The sequence below is a fragment of the Komagataeibacter sp. FNDCR2 genome, from assembly GCF_021295395.1.
Taxonomy (GTDB): Bacteria; Pseudomonadota; Alphaproteobacteria; order Acetobacterales; family Acetobacteraceae; genus Komagataeibacter.
In genome coordinates, this window is record NZ_JAIWOU010000001.1 from 1,198,585 (window position 1) to 1,214,688 (window position 16,104).

The window sequence follows — 16,104 nt, forward strand, 5'->3', positions numbered from 1 at the left end:
GTTCAGCATGATGGCTGCTCCGCGCTTGGGGGTGAAAACCGGGGAACGGAGGCCTGCACGATGCGGCGCACCGTACCGAAGGCGAGGCGATGATGCGGGCTGACCCCATCCACCTCCAGCGCCGCGCGGTGTATGGCGGTGCCATAGCCCGCGTTGCGTTCCCAGCCATAGGTGGGCCAGCGCCGTGAAAGCCGCGTCATCAGCCGGTCACGCACAACCTTGGCCACGACGGACGCGGCCGAGATGGACAGGCTGATCGCATCGCCGCCCACGACGCATTGCGCCGGACACCCGAAGCGGGGTGCGGCGTTTCCATCAACCAGGACCAGTTCGGGGCGGCGTGGCAGGCGCGCGACGGCGCGCTGCATGGCGATCCATGACGCGCGCAGGATATTATGCCGTTCGATTTCCGTAACCGAGGCAGCACCCACCCCGATCAGGATATCGGGCGTCTGGAGCAGGATATCGTAAAGCTGCTGGCGCGTGGCGGGTTTCAGTTTTTTTGAATCATCCAGCCGCTCGGCCAGTACGTCGGGCATGCCGGAGGAAAACATGACCGCCGCCGCGACGACGGGGCCAGCCAGCGGGCCGCGACCGACCTCGTCCACCCCGGCGACCAGCCCCCCATGCGCATGCTCAAGCGTATAATCCGGCATCCATTCCTTCCCGCCCAGATGCGAATCGAACCGTAAGTGCCCGATTCGCATCTGATTTCCGTTCTGAAAGGATGGAAACCATTTTTATGCGGGGTTGCGCAAGATGCTGAGGACTCTTCGAGTCCCTTAAAATGAAAAAAAACGACTCGGAGCCGTTTCAGCCCTTGCGGCGGGGAATGAAAATAAGCCCCAGAATGGTCCCGAGCCCGGCCGCGATCCCCAGCGAGAACAGCGGGCGTTCGCGCACGAAGGTCATGGCGCGCTCGATCCGGCCCTCGCCTTCCTCATACAGATCGGCGAATTCCTGGCGCGCCATACCGGCAAGCTGGTCAACCTTTCCTTCCGCCTGCAGCCCGGCATCGCCCGTCAGCCCGCCCGCGGCGTCCTTCAGCCGACCCACGCCCTGATCCACGGCGCCCGTGGCCTTTGTCTCGATTGTCTTGAGGTTGTCGTCCGACATTGTTCGCCTCCATGATAGCGTAGGTTTGTAACGTCGCCTTATAACGCGGCGATGGCGCATACGGTTCCGTACCGCCTATCATGCACCATCATGCCCCCCCCTGACGACCGCCTCCACCGCATTGCCCCAGCCCCCTGCGGGCATGCCCCTCCTGTCATCGCGGCACAAACGGCTCATGGCGCTGATCGTGGCCAGCCTCATGATGATGGAACAGATCGACGGGACCGCGCTGGTCACGGCGCTGCCCGCCATGGCGCGCGACTTCCATGTCGACATTCCACAGACCAGCATCGCCCTTACGGTGTACATGCTCGGGCTGGCCGCCCTCATTCCCGCCTCGGGCCATATGGCGGAACGGTTCGGCAGCCGGACGACGCTGCGCTGCGCCATCGTGCTGTTCCTGTCGGGGTCGCTGCTGTGCGCGTGGGCGCCCAGCCTGACGGTGCTGGCGCTGGCGCGCATGGTGCAGGGGGCGGGCGGCGCCATGATGGTGCCGGTCGGGCGGCTGGTCATCCTGCGCACCGTGCCCAAATCGGAACTGCTGTCCGTCATGGCATGGGTCATGCTGCCCGCCACGATCGGGCCCATGTCCGGGCCGGTGCTGGGGGGCATCCTGACCACGTGGCTGTCATGGCGGTGGATTTTCTACATCAACCTGCCGCTTGGCCTGCTGGCCATCGGGCTGGCGGGGCGCTTCATTCCGCAATCACGGACCCGTCGGCCACCGCCTTTCGACCTGAAGGGCAACATCCTGTCCGCCACCGCGCTGGCGGGGCTGATATTCGGCATGGAACTGCTCACCCATCCGGGCTTCGCGCGCCCGCTGGCGCTGGGGCTGCTGGGGCTGGCCCCCGTCTGCGCCGCGGCCTATCTACGCCACGCGCGCGGGCTGGCCCACCCGGTTCTCGACCTGGCGCTGCTCGGGATTCCGACCTTCCGCGTCTCGGTTCTGGCCGGGGGGCTGACGCGCATCGCCACCGCCGGGGTGATCTTTCTCCTGCCTTCCCTGCTCCAGACCCGGTTCGGGGCCAGCGCGGCGCAGAGCGGGCTGATCACCTTCATCGCGCCGGTAGGGGCGATCGTCATGCGCTCCGCCGCACCGGGCATCTATCGTGGCCGGGGGTTCCGCGCGGTGATGTGCGCCGCAAGCCTTGTGCTGCCGTGCATATGCGGGCTGCTGGCCCTGTTTCACCCCGGCGTGGGCATGGCGTGGCTACTGCTGCTGCTTGGCGTGAACGGGATGGGGCAGACGCTCCTGTTCACCGGCTACAATACCGTCGCCTATGCCGACATGCCCCCTGCCCGGATGAGTGCGGCCACCAGCCTGTATTCCACCTGCCAGCAGGTGATGCTGACGCTGGGCATATGCGTCGCGGCGGGCGCGCTGGCCATTTTCCACCTTGTCCTGCCCGTGCCGGAGCAGGCGCGTGATTACAGCCTGACATTCGTGATCTGCGGCGTGGTCGCGCTTCTGGCCCTGCCCATACTGCGCGGGCTTTCCGCCAATGCGGGCGCAGCCGTAAGCGGGCATGACATGACCGATACCCGAAAGGACGGGGACTGAAACATCAGGCGGATTTTCACTTACGTCCGGGGGCGGGAGTGTTACATTCATTAACCCAGTCCATCCACCGCCCATGGTAATACTATGGCAGAGTCGATCCGTGACCCTATTTTCGTGATGGCCCGGCCCTTCATACAGCAGGCAGAAAACCGACCGCATGGATACACCTTCCTCCCCGTCCCGCCCCCCGGCCAACGGCGCGCCCCCCGCCAGCCGCCCACCCCACAGGCGGCGCGTGCTCTATATCGTGGCCGGCATTCTGGCGGTTGTCCTGGCTGTCGCTTTTCTCCGCCCCCATACCCGCACGAACAAACATGCCCGCAGCGGCGACCAGCCCGTCGCGGTCGCGACGGTGGGCCGGGGCGACATGCCCGTGATCCTGACGGAACTGGGCACGGTTGTGCCCATCACCAACGTAACCGTGCAGTCGCGTATCGACGGCTATCTCATGCAGGTGCTGTTCACTGAAGGCCAGCATGTACACAAGGGCGACCTGCTGGCCCTGATCGACACCCGCCCCTATGACGTGCTGCTGGCGCAGTACCAGGGCCAGCTTGAACAGGATCAGGCCCAGCTTGCCGCCGCCCGCGTGGACAATGCCCGCTACCAGCGCCTGATCCGCCAGAACAGCGTGGCCGCCATGACGGCGAAGGACCAGCAGTACAAGGTCGAGCAGCTTGAAGGCACGGTCAAGTCCGACCAGGCGCTGGTCGATAATGAGAAACTCCAGATCACCTACTGCCACATCCTGGCCCCGGTGGATGGCCGCGTGGGCATCCGCCAGGTGGACATGGGCAACTACATCACCGCGGGCCAGACCAACGGGCTGGTGATCCTGACGCAGATGCAGCCGATCTCGGTCATCTTCACCCTGCCTGAAAACGACATTGGCCCGGTGGCCGAGCGCCTGCGCCAGGGCACGCCGCTGCCGGTGGAAGCATGGGACAGCGCCAACCTCAACAAAATCGCGACCGGGCAGGTCAGCGTGCTGGACAGCCAGATCGACACCTCCACCGGCACGGTGCGCATGCGCGCGATCTTCGCCAACACGCAGGAAGAACTTTTCCCCAACCAGTTCGTCAATGCGCGCCTGCTGGTCAGTACCGACCATAACGCCCTGCTGGTGCCCACCAATGCGCTCCAGACCGGGCCGAATGGCCAGTTCGTCTATGTCGTGAAGGCAGACAGCACGGTAGAGGTACGCAACGTCAAGGTCGGGCACGCCAATGACACCATGACCGTGCTGAGCGATGGCGTGAAGGAAGGCGAGCGCGTGGTGACCGATGGCGTCGATCACCTGCGCGACGGGGTGAAGGTCAGCATCCCGCAGGCGACCGGCAACGTGAATGGCAACGCGACCGATAACGCGGGTCGCACCCCGCAGGGGCGCAAGGGCTAGACGTGCGCGCCGCCACGCCCGCCCCCCCGCCTGACAACACGCCCCGCCCCCCGCCGGAGATTGCCGCGTGAACCCATCCCGCCTGTTCATTCACCGCCCGGTCGCCACCACGCTGCTCATGCTGGCCATCCTGCTGGCGGGACTTCTGGGCTACCACTTCCTGCCGGTCTCTGCCCTGCCGGAAGTGGAATACCCCACCATAACGGTGCAGACCTTCTACCCCGGCGCCAGCCCGGATGTGATGGCCACCTCCGTCACCGCGCCGCTGGAAACCCAGCTTGGCGAAATGTCGGGGCTGGAGCAGATGACCTCCCGCTCATCGGGCGGGGCGTCGGTCATTACGCTGCGCTTCGGCCTGGACATGACCATGGACATCGCCGAGCAGGAGGTGCAGGCCGCGATCAACCAGGCCAATTCCCTGCTGCCCACCGACCTGCCCGCCCCCCCGGTCTATGCCAAGGTCAACCCGGCCGACACGCCGGTCATGACGCTGGGCATTTCGTCGGCCACCATGCCGCTGACGGAGGTGGAGGATTACGTTGACACCCGCCTTGCCGAAAAGATCAGCCAGATTTCGGGCGTGGGGCTGGTGACGCTGTCCGGCGGCAACCGCAAGGCGCTGCGCGTGCGGGTGAACATTCCCAAGCTGACCTCGTTCGGCATCGACCTCGATACGCTGCGCACGACGATCGGCAATGTGAACGTCAATTCCCCCACCGGCACGTTCGATGGCCCCAAACGCGCGACCACCCTGCGCATCGACGGGCAGATCTCCGGCCCCGAACAGTTGCTCAACCAGGTCATCGCCTACCAGAACAACGGCCCCGTGCGCATCCGCGATATCGGCACGGTGGTGGAAGGCCCGGAGAACACCGAACTGGCCGCCTGGGCCAACCGCACGCCCGCGCTGGTCATGAACGTGCAGCGCCAGCCCGGCGCCAATGTCATCTCGGTGGTGGACAACATCAAATACGCCCTGCCGCGCCTGCAGCAGGCGCTGCCGCCGGGCATCACCATCACGCCGCTTACCGACCGGACCACGACCATCCGCGCCTCGGTCGAGGATGTGGAGTTCGAACTGGGGCTCGCCCTGGTCCTGGTGGTGGGGGTGATTTTCGTGTTCCTGCGCAATGTGCCGGCAACGCTCATCCCCAGCCTGTCGGTGCCGCTTTCGCTGGTGGGCACGCTGGCGGTCATGTACCTGCTGGGCTTTTCGCTCGACAACCTCTCGCTCATGTCACTGACCATCGCCACCGGCTTCGTGGTGGATGACGCCATCGTCATGATCGAGAACATCGCCCGCTACATCGAAATGGGCGACAGCCGCATGGAGGCGGCACTCAAGGGCGCGGGCGAGATCGGGTTCACCATCATCTCGCTCACCGTCTCGCTCATCGCGGTGCTGATCCCGCTGCTGTTCATGGGCGATGTGGTGGGCCGCCTGTTCCATGAATTCGCGATGACGCTGGCGGTGACGATCATCCTGTCCGCCGTGGTCTCGCTGACGCTGGTGCCGATGATGTGCGCCCGCCTGCTGCATGAACGCAGCGACGGCCAGGACGAACCGGCATGGTCGCGCGCCGTGGAACGGTGGACCAAGGCGACCATCGCGGGGTATGGCCGCGCGCTGGACGTGGTGCTGCGCCACCAGCGGCTGACGCTGGCGGTATTCGCCATGACCCTGGTGCTGACCGGCGTGATGGCAGTGATCATCCCCAAGGGCTTCTTTCCCGTGCAGGATACCGGCGTGATCCAGGGCATCTCGGTCACGGCGCAGTCAACATCCTTTGCCGCCATGAAGCGCCACCAGCAGGAACTGGCCGATCGTATCCTGCACGATCCCGATGTGAGCAGCCTGTCCTCCTTCGTGGGGGTGGACGGGCAGAACGTCACCCTCAACCAGGGGCGGTTCCTCATCAATCTCAGGCCACTAGGCACGCGCACCGCCACGGCGCGGCAGGTCGCCGACCGGCTGCGCGCGGAAACGGCCGACATCGCCGGGGCGGAGCTGTATGTCCAGCCGGTGCAGGATCTCTCGCTCGACACCTCGGTCGCGGCCACGCAGTACCAGTTCCTGCTGGAAAACCCGGACTACAACCAGTTCATTACATGGGTGCCGAAATTCATCGCCCGCCTGCAGCAGGAGCCTGCCCTGTCGGATGTGACTTCCGACCTGCAGGCGGCGGGACTGGTGGCGCATGTCGATCTCGACCGTACGACGGGCGCGCGGTATTCCATCACGCCGCAGACCATCGACAACGTCCTGTATGACAGTTTCGGCCAGCGCCAGATCTCGACCATCTTCACGCAGTCCAACCAGTACCGCGTGATTCTGGAGGCCGATCCCGCCTTCCAGCACGACATGGGCTCGCTCAACCAGATCTACCTGCCCGGTATCAGCGGCAATGCGGGGGAAAGCACCTCCGGGCCGACACGCGCACCAACATCGGGGCTGGTGCCGCTGGCCGCCGTCACCAGCGTCACGCGCGATACCGCGCCGCTGCTGATCACGCATGTGGGACAGTTCCCGGCCACCACGGTCTCGTTCAACGTAAAACCGGGTTACGCGCTGGGCGATGCGACGGACGAGATCGAGCAGGCGGCGGCGGACATTCACCTGCCCGCCAGTTTCCAGACCGCGTTCCAGGGCACGGCGGCGGCTTTCCGCAGTTCGCTTTCCAACGAGGCATGGCTGGTGCTGGCGGCGCTGGTGGCGGTCTATATCGTGCTGGGCATCCTGTATGAAAGCTTCGTCCATCCCATCACCATCCTGTCCACCCTGCCCTCGGCCGGGATTGGTGCGTTGCTGGCGCTGTGGATGACCGGGGCGGGGCTGGATGTCATGGGCATCATCGGCCTTGTGCTGCTGATCGGCATTGTCAAGAAAAACGCCATCATGATGATCGACTTCGCACTGGAGGCCGAACGGGTCGAAGGGATGTCGCCCATCGCCTCCATCCGCCATGCCGCCCTGCTGCGCTTCCGGCCCATCCTCATGACCACGCTGGCCGCCATGCTGGCGGCGGTGCCCATGGTCATTGGAACCGGCACCGGCTCGGAACTGCGCCGCCCGCTGGGCATCGCCATTGTGGGGGGGTTGCTGGTCAGCCAGTTGCTGACGCTGTTCACCACGCCGGTCATCTACCTGCTCATGGACGGGATCAGCCAGAAGCTGCGCGCAAGGTTCATCGGGGCGGATGGTGACCACACCGATGGCCTGCCCGGGCCGCAGGCCCCTGCATGAACATGAACCCGCTCGCCCTGTTCGTACGCAGGCCGGTGGCCACGATCCTGCTGACGGTGGCGCTGCTGCTGGGGGGCGTGATCGGCTTTGTCACGCTGCCGGTGGCCGACCTGCCCAATATCGACTTCCCGGTCATACAGGTGCAGGCGCGGCAGGCCGGCGGCTCGCCCGAGGAAATCGCAAGCTCGGTCGCCGCCCCGCTGGAGCGCCATCTGGGTGCGATCGCGGGGCTGACGGAAATGACGTCCCAGTCCTCCGCCAACCAGGCGCGGATCACGTTACAGTTCTCGCTGGACCGCGACATCAATGGCGCGGCCCGCGACGTGGAAGCCGCCCTTCAGGCCGCGCATGCCGACCTGCCCACATCGCTGCGGCAGAATCCCAGCTACTTCAAGGCCAACCCCAACGGCGCGCCGGTCATGATCCTGGCGCTGACATCCCGGACGCGCACGGCCCCGCAGTTATACGATCTGGCGTCGAACGTGCTGCAACAGCATCTCTCACAGATACAGGGGGTGGGGCAGGTCGAAATCGGCGGCAGTTCGCTGCCGGCGGTGCGGGTGGAAATGAACCCGCTGGCGCTGTACAAATTCGGCATCGGGTTCGAGGATATCCGCGCGGCCCTCGCCTCGGCCAACGCGCATACGCCCAAGGGCTTCATCGACCAGGGCGACAGCCGCTTCATACTCGCCACCAATGACCAGGTGCATAACGCGCAGGCCTACCGCGACCTGATCGTGGCCTACCATGACAGCCGCCCCGTGCGGCTGGCGGATGTGGCCTATGTGCGCGACAGCGTGGAGGACGTGCGCAACGCCGGGTATGTCGATGGCAAGCCCGCTGTCCTGGCCATCATCTTCGCGCAGGCCGGGGCCAACATCATCAGCACCAACGACCAGATCCGCGCCAAGCTGCCCACCCTGCGCGCGGCGCTGCCGGGGGATGTGGATCTTGGCGATCTCATGGACCGCTCCACCACCATCCGCGCGGCCCTGGCCGACACGCAGTTCACGCTTGTCCTGTCCGTCGTGCTGGTGGTGCTGGTAGTGCTGGTGTTCCTGCGTTCACCGCGTGTCACCATCATCCCGGCCATCGTGGTGCCGACCTCCATCATCACCACCTTTGGCGCCATGAAACTGATGGGGTATTCGCTCGATAACCTGTCGCTCATGGCGTTGACCATTTCCACGGGGTTCGTGGTGGATGACGCCATTGTGGTGGTGGAAAACATCAGCCGCCACATGGAGGCGGGCATGGACCGCCTGCAGGCCACGCTGCTGGGCGCGCGTGAAGTCGCGTTCACGGTCATGTCCATTACCGTATCGCTGATCGCGGTGTTCCTGCCCATCCTGCTGCTCAGCGGTGTGGCGGGGCGGCTGTTCCATGAATTCGCCATGACGATGTCCATCACCATCGTCATCTCCATGGTGCTGTCGCTCTCGCTGACCCCCATGATGACATCGCGCCTGCTGCGCCGCCATGAGGCCACGCCATCAAAGGGAATCATGGGGCGAATCGGGCGGTTGCTGGAGCATGCGCTCCATGCCGCCCAGCAGGGCTACGCGCAGTCGCTGGAATGGGCGATCACGCACCGGCGGCTGACCATCCTGTCGCTGCCGGTGACCATCGCCATCATGGTCGGCCTGTTCATCAAGATGCCCAAGGGCCTGTTTCCCGAATCCGATACGGGCATGCTGATGGGACACCTGCAGGGTGACCAGTCGATCTCGTTCCAGGCCATGCAGGGCAAGATCGCCACCGTGCAGAAGGCCATCATGGCCGACCGGGACGTGTCGCGCGTCATGGGGTTCATGGGCGGGCGCGGCACGTCCAACCAGGCCAACCTGTTCGTGGTGCTCAAGGACAAGTCCCTGCGCACCGACCCGCCCGCACTCACCATCGCGCGCATCTCGCGCCGATTGCGTGCGATGGTGGGCGCGCAGTTCTACGCCTCGGCGCCGGGGCAACTGCGCATCGGGGGGCGGCAGAGCAACGCGGCCTACCAGTATTCGCTCCAGTCCGATTCATCGCAGGATCTGTACAAATGGACCCCGCAGCTTGTCACCGCGCTCCAGAAACACCGTGAACTGTCCGACATCTCATCGGACGTGCTCCAGGGTGGATCGGCGCTGGACGTGGTGGTGGACCGCGATACGGCCAGCCGCCTCAACATCACGCCGCAGCTTGTGTCCAATACCCTGTTCGACGCCTATGGCCAGCGCGCGGCCTCGGTCATCTACAACCCGCTCAACCAGTACCGCGTGGTGATGGAGGTCGAACCCCGTTTCTGGCAGGATCCGGGAACGCTCAAGCAGGTCTGGGTCAGTGTGGCGGGGGGATCGGCCGGGGGGGGCACGCAGTCCAACACCATCCGGGTGCGTCCCGACACCGGCACCACCGCATCCCAGCTCAGCGCGCAGTCGTTTCGCAACCAGATCGCCAATACGCTGGCGGGCGGCAACAGCACCTCCAGCGGGTCAGCCGTTTCAACCAGTTCGGAAGGGATGGTGCCGCTGACGCTGGTCTCGGTCCTCAGGCCCGCGCTGACGGCGCTCAGCGTCAACCATGCGGGGCAGTCCGTTTCCAGCACCATCTCGTTCAACCTGGCCAATGGCGTCTCGCTCAGTCAGGCGGTGCAGATCATCAACGAGGAGGCCGTGCGCCTGCACATGCCCGCCAATATCCAGGGCAGCTTTGCCGGGAACGCCGCGCAGTTCCAGAAATCGGTCAATAATGAACCGTTACTGATCCTGGCGGCGCTGGCGGCGGTGTACATGACGCTGGGCATCCTGTATGAAAGCTATGTCCACCCGCTGACCATCCTGTCCACCCTGCCCTCGGCCGGGGTGGGGGCGCTGCTGGCCCTGCAGGTCTTTGGCGAGGAATTCTCGCTCATCGCCATGATCGGGGTGATCCTGCTGATCGGCATCGTCAAGAAAAACGCGATCATGCTGGTAGATTTCGCCCTGACCGCCGAACGCGATGAAGGGCATACGCCGCTCGACGCCATCCGCACCGCCTGCCTGCTGCGCTTCCGCCCGATCATGATGACCACCTTCGCCGCCGCCCTGGGGGCGCTGCCGCTCATTTTCGGCCACGGCTATGGTTCGGAACTGCGCCGCCCGCTGGGAATCGCGATCGTGGGGGGGCTGCTCGTCAGTCAGGCGCTGACACTTTATACAACGCCGGTGGTCTATCTTTACCTCGACCGGCTCGCGATTGTCTGCCGCACACGTTTCAACCGGCTGTACGGGCGGCTGTCCCGGCGCCATCGTCTCTCCCCCCAGCAGGATTCCTGAACCGGATGACCCCTTCCACGCCATCCCGCAGCCATGCCCGCATCCGCCCGCCCCACGCCCCGCGCGGGTCATGCCGCCTTGTGCTGGCGGCCCTGCCGCTCGTGGCACTGGCCGGCTGCATGGTCGGGCCGAAATACCACCGTCCTGCCGCGATCGTTTCCACCCATTTCAAGGAACTGCACCCCGAACCCGGCTGGGAAAAGGCGGACCCGCAGATGGCCGCCCTGCCCAAGCATGACTGGTGGACCATCTATAACGACCCCATACTCAACGGTCTGGAGGCGCAGGTCGCGATTTCCAACCAGAACATCAAGCAGTACGAAGCCAACTACCGCAACGCGCGCGCCATGATCGACAGCGTGCGCGCCCAGCTTTTCCCCACCATAAGCGGCAGCCTGGGCTTCAACCGCAACGGGCACGGGGCGGGATCGCTGTCCTCCTCCGGCAGCAACTACGCCCGGGCGGGCACCACCTACAACACCTATGACATCGGCCCGAGCGCGAGCTGGGACATTGACGTATGGGGCCGGATCCGCCGCCAGATACAGGAACAGGTTACCGCGGCGCAGGCCAGCGCGGCCGATCTGGCCAATGCCACCCTGTCCTATCAGGCGCAGCTCGCCACGGCCTATTTCAACCTGCGCTACCAGGACAGCCTGACCGACCTGTTGCAGCGTTACGTCCATTTCAACGAGCAGGCACTCGAGATCACCCAGAACCAGTTCGACGCCGGCACGGCGGACCCGACCGCCGTGCTTCAGGCCCGTACCACGCTGGAGCAGAACCGGGCCTCGCTGGTGCAGGCGGGCATCAACCGCGCGCAGTACGAACATGCGATCGCCGTGCTGATCGGCAAGCCTCCTGCCGATCTCACGCTTGCGCCCGCCGAACTGTCGCGCACCATTCCACCCATTCCGGTTACGGTCCCGGCCGACCTGCTGCAACGCCGCCCGGACATCGCGGCGGCGGAACGCGCGATGGAGGAATACAACGCCATGATCGGCGCGGACATGGCGGCGTTCTATCCGGACATCACCATCAACGCCAGCTATTCACAAAGCGGGGGCGACCCGGTGACATCGCTCATGCAGGCGATGAACCGCGTCTGGGCGCTGGGCGCATCCGCCACCGAAATCCTGTTTGAAGGCGGCTCGCGCACCGCCGCCGTGCATGAAGCCAACGCCCAGTATGACAGCGCCGTCGCCGCCTACCGCCAGACGGTGCTGACGGCATTGCAGAATACGGAAGACCAGCTTTCCAACCTGCGCATTCTGGCCCAGCAGGCGGTGCAGCAGGAAAAGGCGCTGGATTTCGCCAACCGCACGGTCGAGGTTTCGCTCAACCAGTACATGGCGGGCACCGAAATCTATACAACCGTCATCACCAACGAGAATTCCGCCCTGAGCGATGCCGAAACCCTGCTGGGCATCCAGCAGCAGCGCATGGTGGACAGCGTGGGCCTGGTGCAGGCGCTGGGGGGGGGATGGGAAGCCTCGCGCCTGCCATCCAAGAATTCACTTCAGAAGGACAATCCCCTGCTCCCGTCCTTCATCCAGAAGGACACCAACCAGTAGGCATGAAAAAACCCCCTGCGGCGTGGCCACAGGGGGTTCCGGCATGACCCGCCGCTAATTGAATAGCGACCTGGCCGAAAACAGGATGATCAACGCCACGATCACAAACGCCACAATGGCGATGAAGAACAGTATTTTTGCGATCCCGGCCGACGCGGCGGAAATACCACTGAAACCGAACAGCCCGGCCAGTAGCGAAACAATCAAAAAAAACAGCGCCAGTTTCAGCATGGCATTTTTCCCCGCAAATCACTCAAGACATTACCAACAACGCAACAGTACCAGTTACGTTGCCTTTAACGCCGCCGCCGGGAGATGAGGGTCAAGACAAAGCCCACGAACGAAGCCCCCAGCAGGGCGAATAGCGGGCGGTCGGCGGTAAAATCACGCACGGTGTCGCAAATCTCGCCCAGCCCCTGCTGCGCCAGCCCGCCGGCGTTACGCATACGGCCCGATAGCGGGGTGCCGGACTCCCCCGCAAAGCCATCCAGACCGTCCTGAAGGCGACCGATACCCGCCTCAAGATGTGCTTCAAGATTGGGGGGATTCGTCATGCTCTGTATTCCCTTGCTTGCCACCGGGGAAGAGAGACAGCCAGCCTTCCCCTTCCTACTCCCGTGCCTTCAGGCCCGCACGTGGCGGGTCAGGCCCTGGGGCAGACTTATCATATCTCGGATGCCTGCCAATAGGCCGCAACCACGCCCGGGTCCGCTTCCCCCGCGATGAGCATCTTCATCCGCTCGCCCATGGCGCGCATGGGCGGCGCGGAATGATCGCGCGGGCGGGGACCAACGGGAAAATCCCCGCGCACACCAGCCGGGCGCCCTTCAAGAATGATGATCCGGTCAGCCAGGGTCAGCGCTTCCTCAAGGTCATGGGTGACAAACAGCACGGTCGCCTGCGTGCGCTCATGGATACGCAGCAGTTCAAGCTGCAACGCGCTGCGGGTGATCGCATCCAGCGCGCCAAAGGGCTCATCCATAAGCAGCAGGTCCGGCTCCACCGTCAGGGCGCGGGCCACACCCACGCGCTGGCGCTGGCCACCGGAAAGCTGGCGGGGCCACCTGCCCGCCATATCCGCCAGGCCGACAAGCTCCAGCGCCGCCATGGCGCGCGCACGGCGCCGGGCTGCCGCCAGACCCAGCCCCTCCAGGCCCAGTTCCACATTACGCACCACGCTGCGCCACGGCATGAGCTTGGCATCCTGAAACACCATGGCCGTGGGCCGGTGCGCGGTGGCGGCGGGGGAGTTCAGGATGACCTGCCCCTCGCCCGGCGGTACGAGCCCCATGATGACGCGCAGCAATGTGGATTTGCCCACACCGGACGGGCCAAGCAGGGCCACGAATTCGCCGCGCCGTATTTCCAGGTTCACGTGGCGCAGGATAAAGCTGCGCCCCCCGTCATGCGACAGGCCGATATCATCCAGCCGCACGACGACATCCGCCTCCCGACCCGCTTGCGCGGTGGGGTCCGTCATGACCGTATTCATCCCTGCCAGCCCATCAACCGTTTGCGCACCATCATGAACAGCGTATCGGTCAGGGCGTATAGCAGGGCCATGGTCAGCATGTAGACCACCACCAGATCGGTCGCCAGCAGGCTGGAGGCCTGCATCATGCGCGCCCCGATACCCGGCACGCCAAACAGTTCCGCCGCCACGACCGACATCCACGCCTGCCCCAGCCCCGTGCGCAGCCCCGCCAGCAGGCCGGGGGCCGAGCCGGGGACCACCACGGTCCGCATCCGCGCCCAGAACCCGCCATGACCGAACGAGGCCGCCACCTCGTACAATTCCGGGTCGATGGCATGGACGGCCCCGTAGGCCGCATAGAAATTGATCCAGAAGACCGAAATGGCGATGACAAACGTGGCGCCCGCGGTATTCAGCCCGAACCACAGGATGGCGAAGGGCACCCATGCCAGCCCCGGAATGGGGCGCAATACCCGCACCACCCCCGAGAGCAGCGCATCGAGCACCGGCATCGCCCCGCAGAGCAGCCCGATCACCGCGCCCAGCACGGATCCGATCACCAGCCCGCTCAGGTAATGCGTCAGACTATCCCTGATCGCCTGTAGCCACGCCCCGTTACGCACCTCCTCCAGCCAGGCCGGGCCCAGGGTGGAGGGGGCAGGCAACAGCCCGAACGGCACCCATCCAAGCCGGATCGCGGCCTCCCAGCCCCCGAACAGCAGTATCAGGCCAACCGCCCCCAGCAGGGGGCGCAGCAGGACGGATCCCTTCAGGCTCACTGCGGGATCTGCCGGTAACTGTCCAGATCAAACAGGGCCGCGACCGGTTCCGCCTTGCGCAGCACGCCCATCTGGACCTGAAAATCCTGCAACTGGCCCACGGCGGTAACAATGGCGGCGGGATCGGACACGTAACCCGATGCGGATGCCTTCAGCGCCTCGATAATGATTTCGCGTGGCAGCATGCCACCGCCCAGCGCCTGCTGCACATAAGGCTCGACCTGCTCCGGATCAGTGGCCAGCAGATGCGTCGCCTTGACGAAACTGGCTATGAACGGGCCTTTCCACGCGGCCCGGTCGGGCGCGTTTTCATTCACGATCGCCAGCACGGAGCCGGGCTGGCCGGGCATCAGGTCATGGCCGGTCGCCAGCACCCGCATGCCCGGAATCCGGTGGCGGATAATGGTCAGCGCCGGTTCACGCAGGATCGCACCATCCACGGCGCCCGCCAAGAATGCCTGCTGGGCCGCATCGATATCAATCCCAATGATGTTGGCCACCCGCGCCGGGTCGAGTCCGTTGCGCGCCTTCAGCCAGTAGCGCAGCAGGGTATCGGGCACCGAGCCCTGCGGCTGGGCGGCAATCTTGGGCGTGCGGTCCGTTACGGACGCAAAATCGGCAAAGCGCTGCCGGAGGGCTTCCGGCGTCAGCGCCCTGGGCTGTTCGGGCAACCCCGAAGCCAGCGCGCCACGCGCCACGACCTCCAGCTCCTCGATCGCGGCGCTGGCCACGACCTTGACATTCACCCCATGCGCCCGCGCCTGCAAAAGCGGCAGGACCCCCGCCACGTACGCATCAATCTGGCCCGAAACCAGCGCCTGCACCGCCTGCGGCCCGGACTGGAAGCGGACCAGTTGCAGGTCGATACCCGCATCATGCGCCCAGTTCTTGCCCTGCATGACAAAAAGCGGCGCCGAACCGATGACGGGGATGTAACCCACCCGCACCGTTGCGGCCTGCGCGCCCCCACCCAGTCCAATCATGGCCACAAGAGCATAAAAGCCGCGACGGAATGCACGCCTGAAATTCGGTCCTGTCATGAATAAAGCCCTGTCGGAAATGCAGGATACGCCCTGCGTATTGATGCCCTTTTTAAACATACACAATATGGATTGAATATCTATATAACGATAGAAAAATGTTAGATTAAAAATGAACACAAAAAAACCCGGCCAAAGCCGGGCTTTTCAGGGAAAGACAATGTCTCTCAGGCAGCCAGATCAGCTTCCTGCGCCGTTTCCGGGCGCGGGCCGCTATCCTGCCCCTTGGCCGAGACATCGCGATCCACCAGTTCGATCACCGCCATATCGGCAGCGTCACCATGGCGCATGCCGGCACGCAGCACGCGGGTGTAACCACCCGAGCGCGTCTTGTACCGATCCGCCACCGTGGCGAACAGCTTGGACACGATCTTGTCGTCACGCAGCTGGGCGAAAGCCTGGCGGCGGGCATGCAGATCACCACGCTTGCCCAGCGTGATCAGCTTTTCCACAACCGGGCGCAGTTCCTTCGCCTTGGGCAGGGTGGTGGTGATCTGTTCGTGCTTGATCAGGGCGACAGCCATGTTGCGAAACATGGCCAGTCGATGGGACGAGGTAACGCCGAGCTTACGGCCGGCAACACCGTGACGCATGATGTAATTTCCTGTTTTTCCG

13 protein-coding genes are annotated in these 16,104 nt (G+C 64.8%); 5 read left to right on the top strand and 8 right to left on the bottom strand.

Annotated features, from left to right (window positions below):
- Positions 1-2 precede the first annotated feature (2 nt).
- Both LDL28_RS05690 and LDL28_RS05695 read right to left on the bottom strand, forming a co-directional pair.
- The gene (locus LDL28_RS05690; RefSeq protein ID WP_233059203.1) at positions 3-656 is read right to left on the bottom strand and encodes a ribonuclease HII; all 654 of its coding nucleotides are present in this window, start codon (positions 654-656) and stop codon (positions 3-5) included.
- A 157-nt stretch (positions 657-813) separates the two neighbouring features.
- Positions 814-1,116 carry a CsbD family protein gene (locus LDL28_RS05695; protein WP_233057606.1) on the bottom strand — a complete coding sequence of 101 codons (303 nt, stop codon included), beginning with the start codon at positions 1,114-1,116 and terminating at the stop codon, positions 814-816.
- 175 nt (positions 1,117-1,291) lie between these two features.
- Between LDL28_RS05695 and LDL28_RS05700 the strand changes: the two genes are divergently transcribed.
- From LDL28_RS05700 to LDL28_RS05720, 5 genes are all read left to right on the top strand, one after another.
- The gene (locus LDL28_RS05700; RefSeq protein WP_233059204.1) at positions 1,292-2,680 is read left to right on the top strand and encodes an MFS transporter; all 1,389 of its coding nucleotides are present in this window, start codon (positions 1,292-1,294) and stop codon (positions 2,678-2,680) included.
- Between the two features lie 157 nt (positions 2,681-2,837).
- Entirely contained in the window at positions 2,838-4,079 is a 1,242-nt protein-coding gene (locus LDL28_RS05705) for an MdtA/MuxA family multidrug efflux RND transporter periplasmic adaptor subunit (RefSeq protein ID WP_233057607.1), read from the top strand.
- Positions 4,080-4,146: 67 nt separating this feature from the next.
- Entirely contained in the window at positions 4,147-7,323 is a 3,177-nt protein-coding gene (locus LDL28_RS05710) for an efflux RND transporter permease subunit (protein WP_370636243.1), read from the top strand.
- A gap of 2 nt (positions 7,324-7,325) precedes the next feature.
- A complete protein-coding gene (locus LDL28_RS05715) occupies positions 7,326-10,622 on the top strand; it encodes an efflux RND transporter permease subunit (RefSeq protein WP_233059206.1) in 3,297 nt (1,098 codons plus the stop codon).
- 5 nt (positions 10,623-10,627) lie between these two features.
- Positions 10,628-12,196, top strand: a complete 1,569-nt coding sequence (locus LDL28_RS05720) for an efflux transporter outer membrane subunit (protein WP_255663097.1) — start codon at positions 10,628-10,630, stop codon at positions 12,194-12,196.
- Positions 12,197-12,250: 54 nt separating this feature from the next.
- On the opposite strand, the gene LDL28_RS05725 is transcribed toward LDL28_RS05720, so the two are convergent.
- From LDL28_RS05725 to rplQ, 6 genes are all read right to left on the bottom strand, one after another.
- Positions 12,251-12,427, bottom strand: a complete 177-nt coding sequence (locus tag LDL28_RS05725; RefSeq protein WP_233057608.1) for a DUF1328 domain-containing protein — start codon at positions 12,425-12,427, stop codon at positions 12,251-12,253.
- Positions 12,428-12,492: 65 nt separating this feature from the next.
- Positions 12,493-12,750: a hypothetical protein gene (locus tag LDL28_RS05730; RefSeq protein ID WP_233057609.1), complete on the bottom strand. Its 258-nt coding sequence runs from the start codon at positions 12,748-12,750 to the stop codon at positions 12,493-12,495.
- A gap of 110 nt (positions 12,751-12,860) precedes the next feature.
- Positions 12,861-13,688 (bottom strand): ABC transporter ATP-binding protein, encoded by an 828-nt coding sequence (locus LDL28_RS05735; protein ID WP_370636245.1) that lies wholly within the window; start codon positions 13,686-13,688, stop codon positions 12,861-12,863.
- Positions 13,685-14,449, bottom strand: a complete 765-nt coding sequence (locus tag LDL28_RS05740) for an ABC transporter permease (RefSeq protein WP_233057611.1) — start codon at positions 14,447-14,449, stop codon at positions 13,685-13,687. The genes LDL28_RS05735 and LDL28_RS05740 overlap by 4 nt, the downstream gene beginning before the upstream one ends.
- Positions 14,446-15,489 carry an ABC transporter substrate-binding protein gene (locus LDL28_RS05745; protein WP_233057612.1) on the bottom strand — a complete coding sequence of 348 codons (1,044 nt, stop codon included), beginning with the start codon at positions 15,487-15,489 and terminating at the stop codon, positions 14,446-14,448. Before LDL28_RS05745 ends, LDL28_RS05740 begins: the two co-directional genes overlap by 4 nt.
- 167 nt (positions 15,490-15,656) lie before the next feature.
- Complete coding sequence (gene rplQ, locus LDL28_RS05750; protein ID WP_025811595.1) at positions 15,657-16,082, bottom strand: 50S ribosomal protein L17; 426 nt, start codon at positions 16,080-16,082, stop codon at positions 15,657-15,659.
- Positions 16,083-16,104: the final 22 nt, after the last annotated feature.

Coding starts and splice junctions, on each gene's coding strand:
- LDL28_RS05690 (WP_233059203.1), bottom strand. CDS start 656: ATGCCGGATTATACGCTTGAGCATGCGCATGGGGGGCTGGTCGCCGGG.
- LDL28_RS05695 (WP_233057606.1), bottom strand. CDS start 1,116: ATGTCGGACGACAACCTCAAGACAATCGAGACAAAGGCCACGGGCGCC.
- LDL28_RS05700 (WP_233059204.1), top strand. CDS start 1,292: ATGGCGCTGATCGTGGCCAGCCTCATGATGATGGAACAGATCGACGGG.
- LDL28_RS05705 (WP_233057607.1), top strand. CDS start 2,838: ATGGATACACCTTCCTCCCCGTCCCGCCCCCCGGCCAACGGCGCGCCC.
- LDL28_RS05715 (WP_233059206.1), top strand. CDS start 7,326: ATGAACCCGCTCGCCCTGTTCGTACGCAGGCCGGTGGCCACGATCCTG.
- LDL28_RS05720 (WP_255663097.1), top strand. CDS start 10,628: ATGACCCCTTCCACGCCATCCCGCAGCCATGCCCGCATCCGCCCGCCC.
- LDL28_RS05725 (WP_233057608.1), bottom strand. CDS start 12,427: ATGCTGAAACTGGCGCTGTTTTTTTTGATTGTTTCGCTACTGGCCGGG.
- LDL28_RS05730 (WP_233057609.1), bottom strand. CDS start 12,750: ATGACGAATCCCCCCAATCTTGAAGCACATCTTGAGGCGGGTATCGGT.
- LDL28_RS05735 (WP_370636245.1), bottom strand. CDS start 13,688: ATGAATACGGTCATGACGGACCCCACCGCGCAAGCGGGTCGGGAGGCG.
- LDL28_RS05745 (WP_233057612.1), bottom strand. CDS start 15,489: ATGACAGGACCGAATTTCAGGCGTGCATTCCGTCGCGGCTTTTATGCT.
- rplQ (WP_025811595.1), bottom strand. CDS start 16,082: ATGCGTCACGGTGTTGCCGGCCGTAAGCTCGGCGTTACCTCGTCCCAT.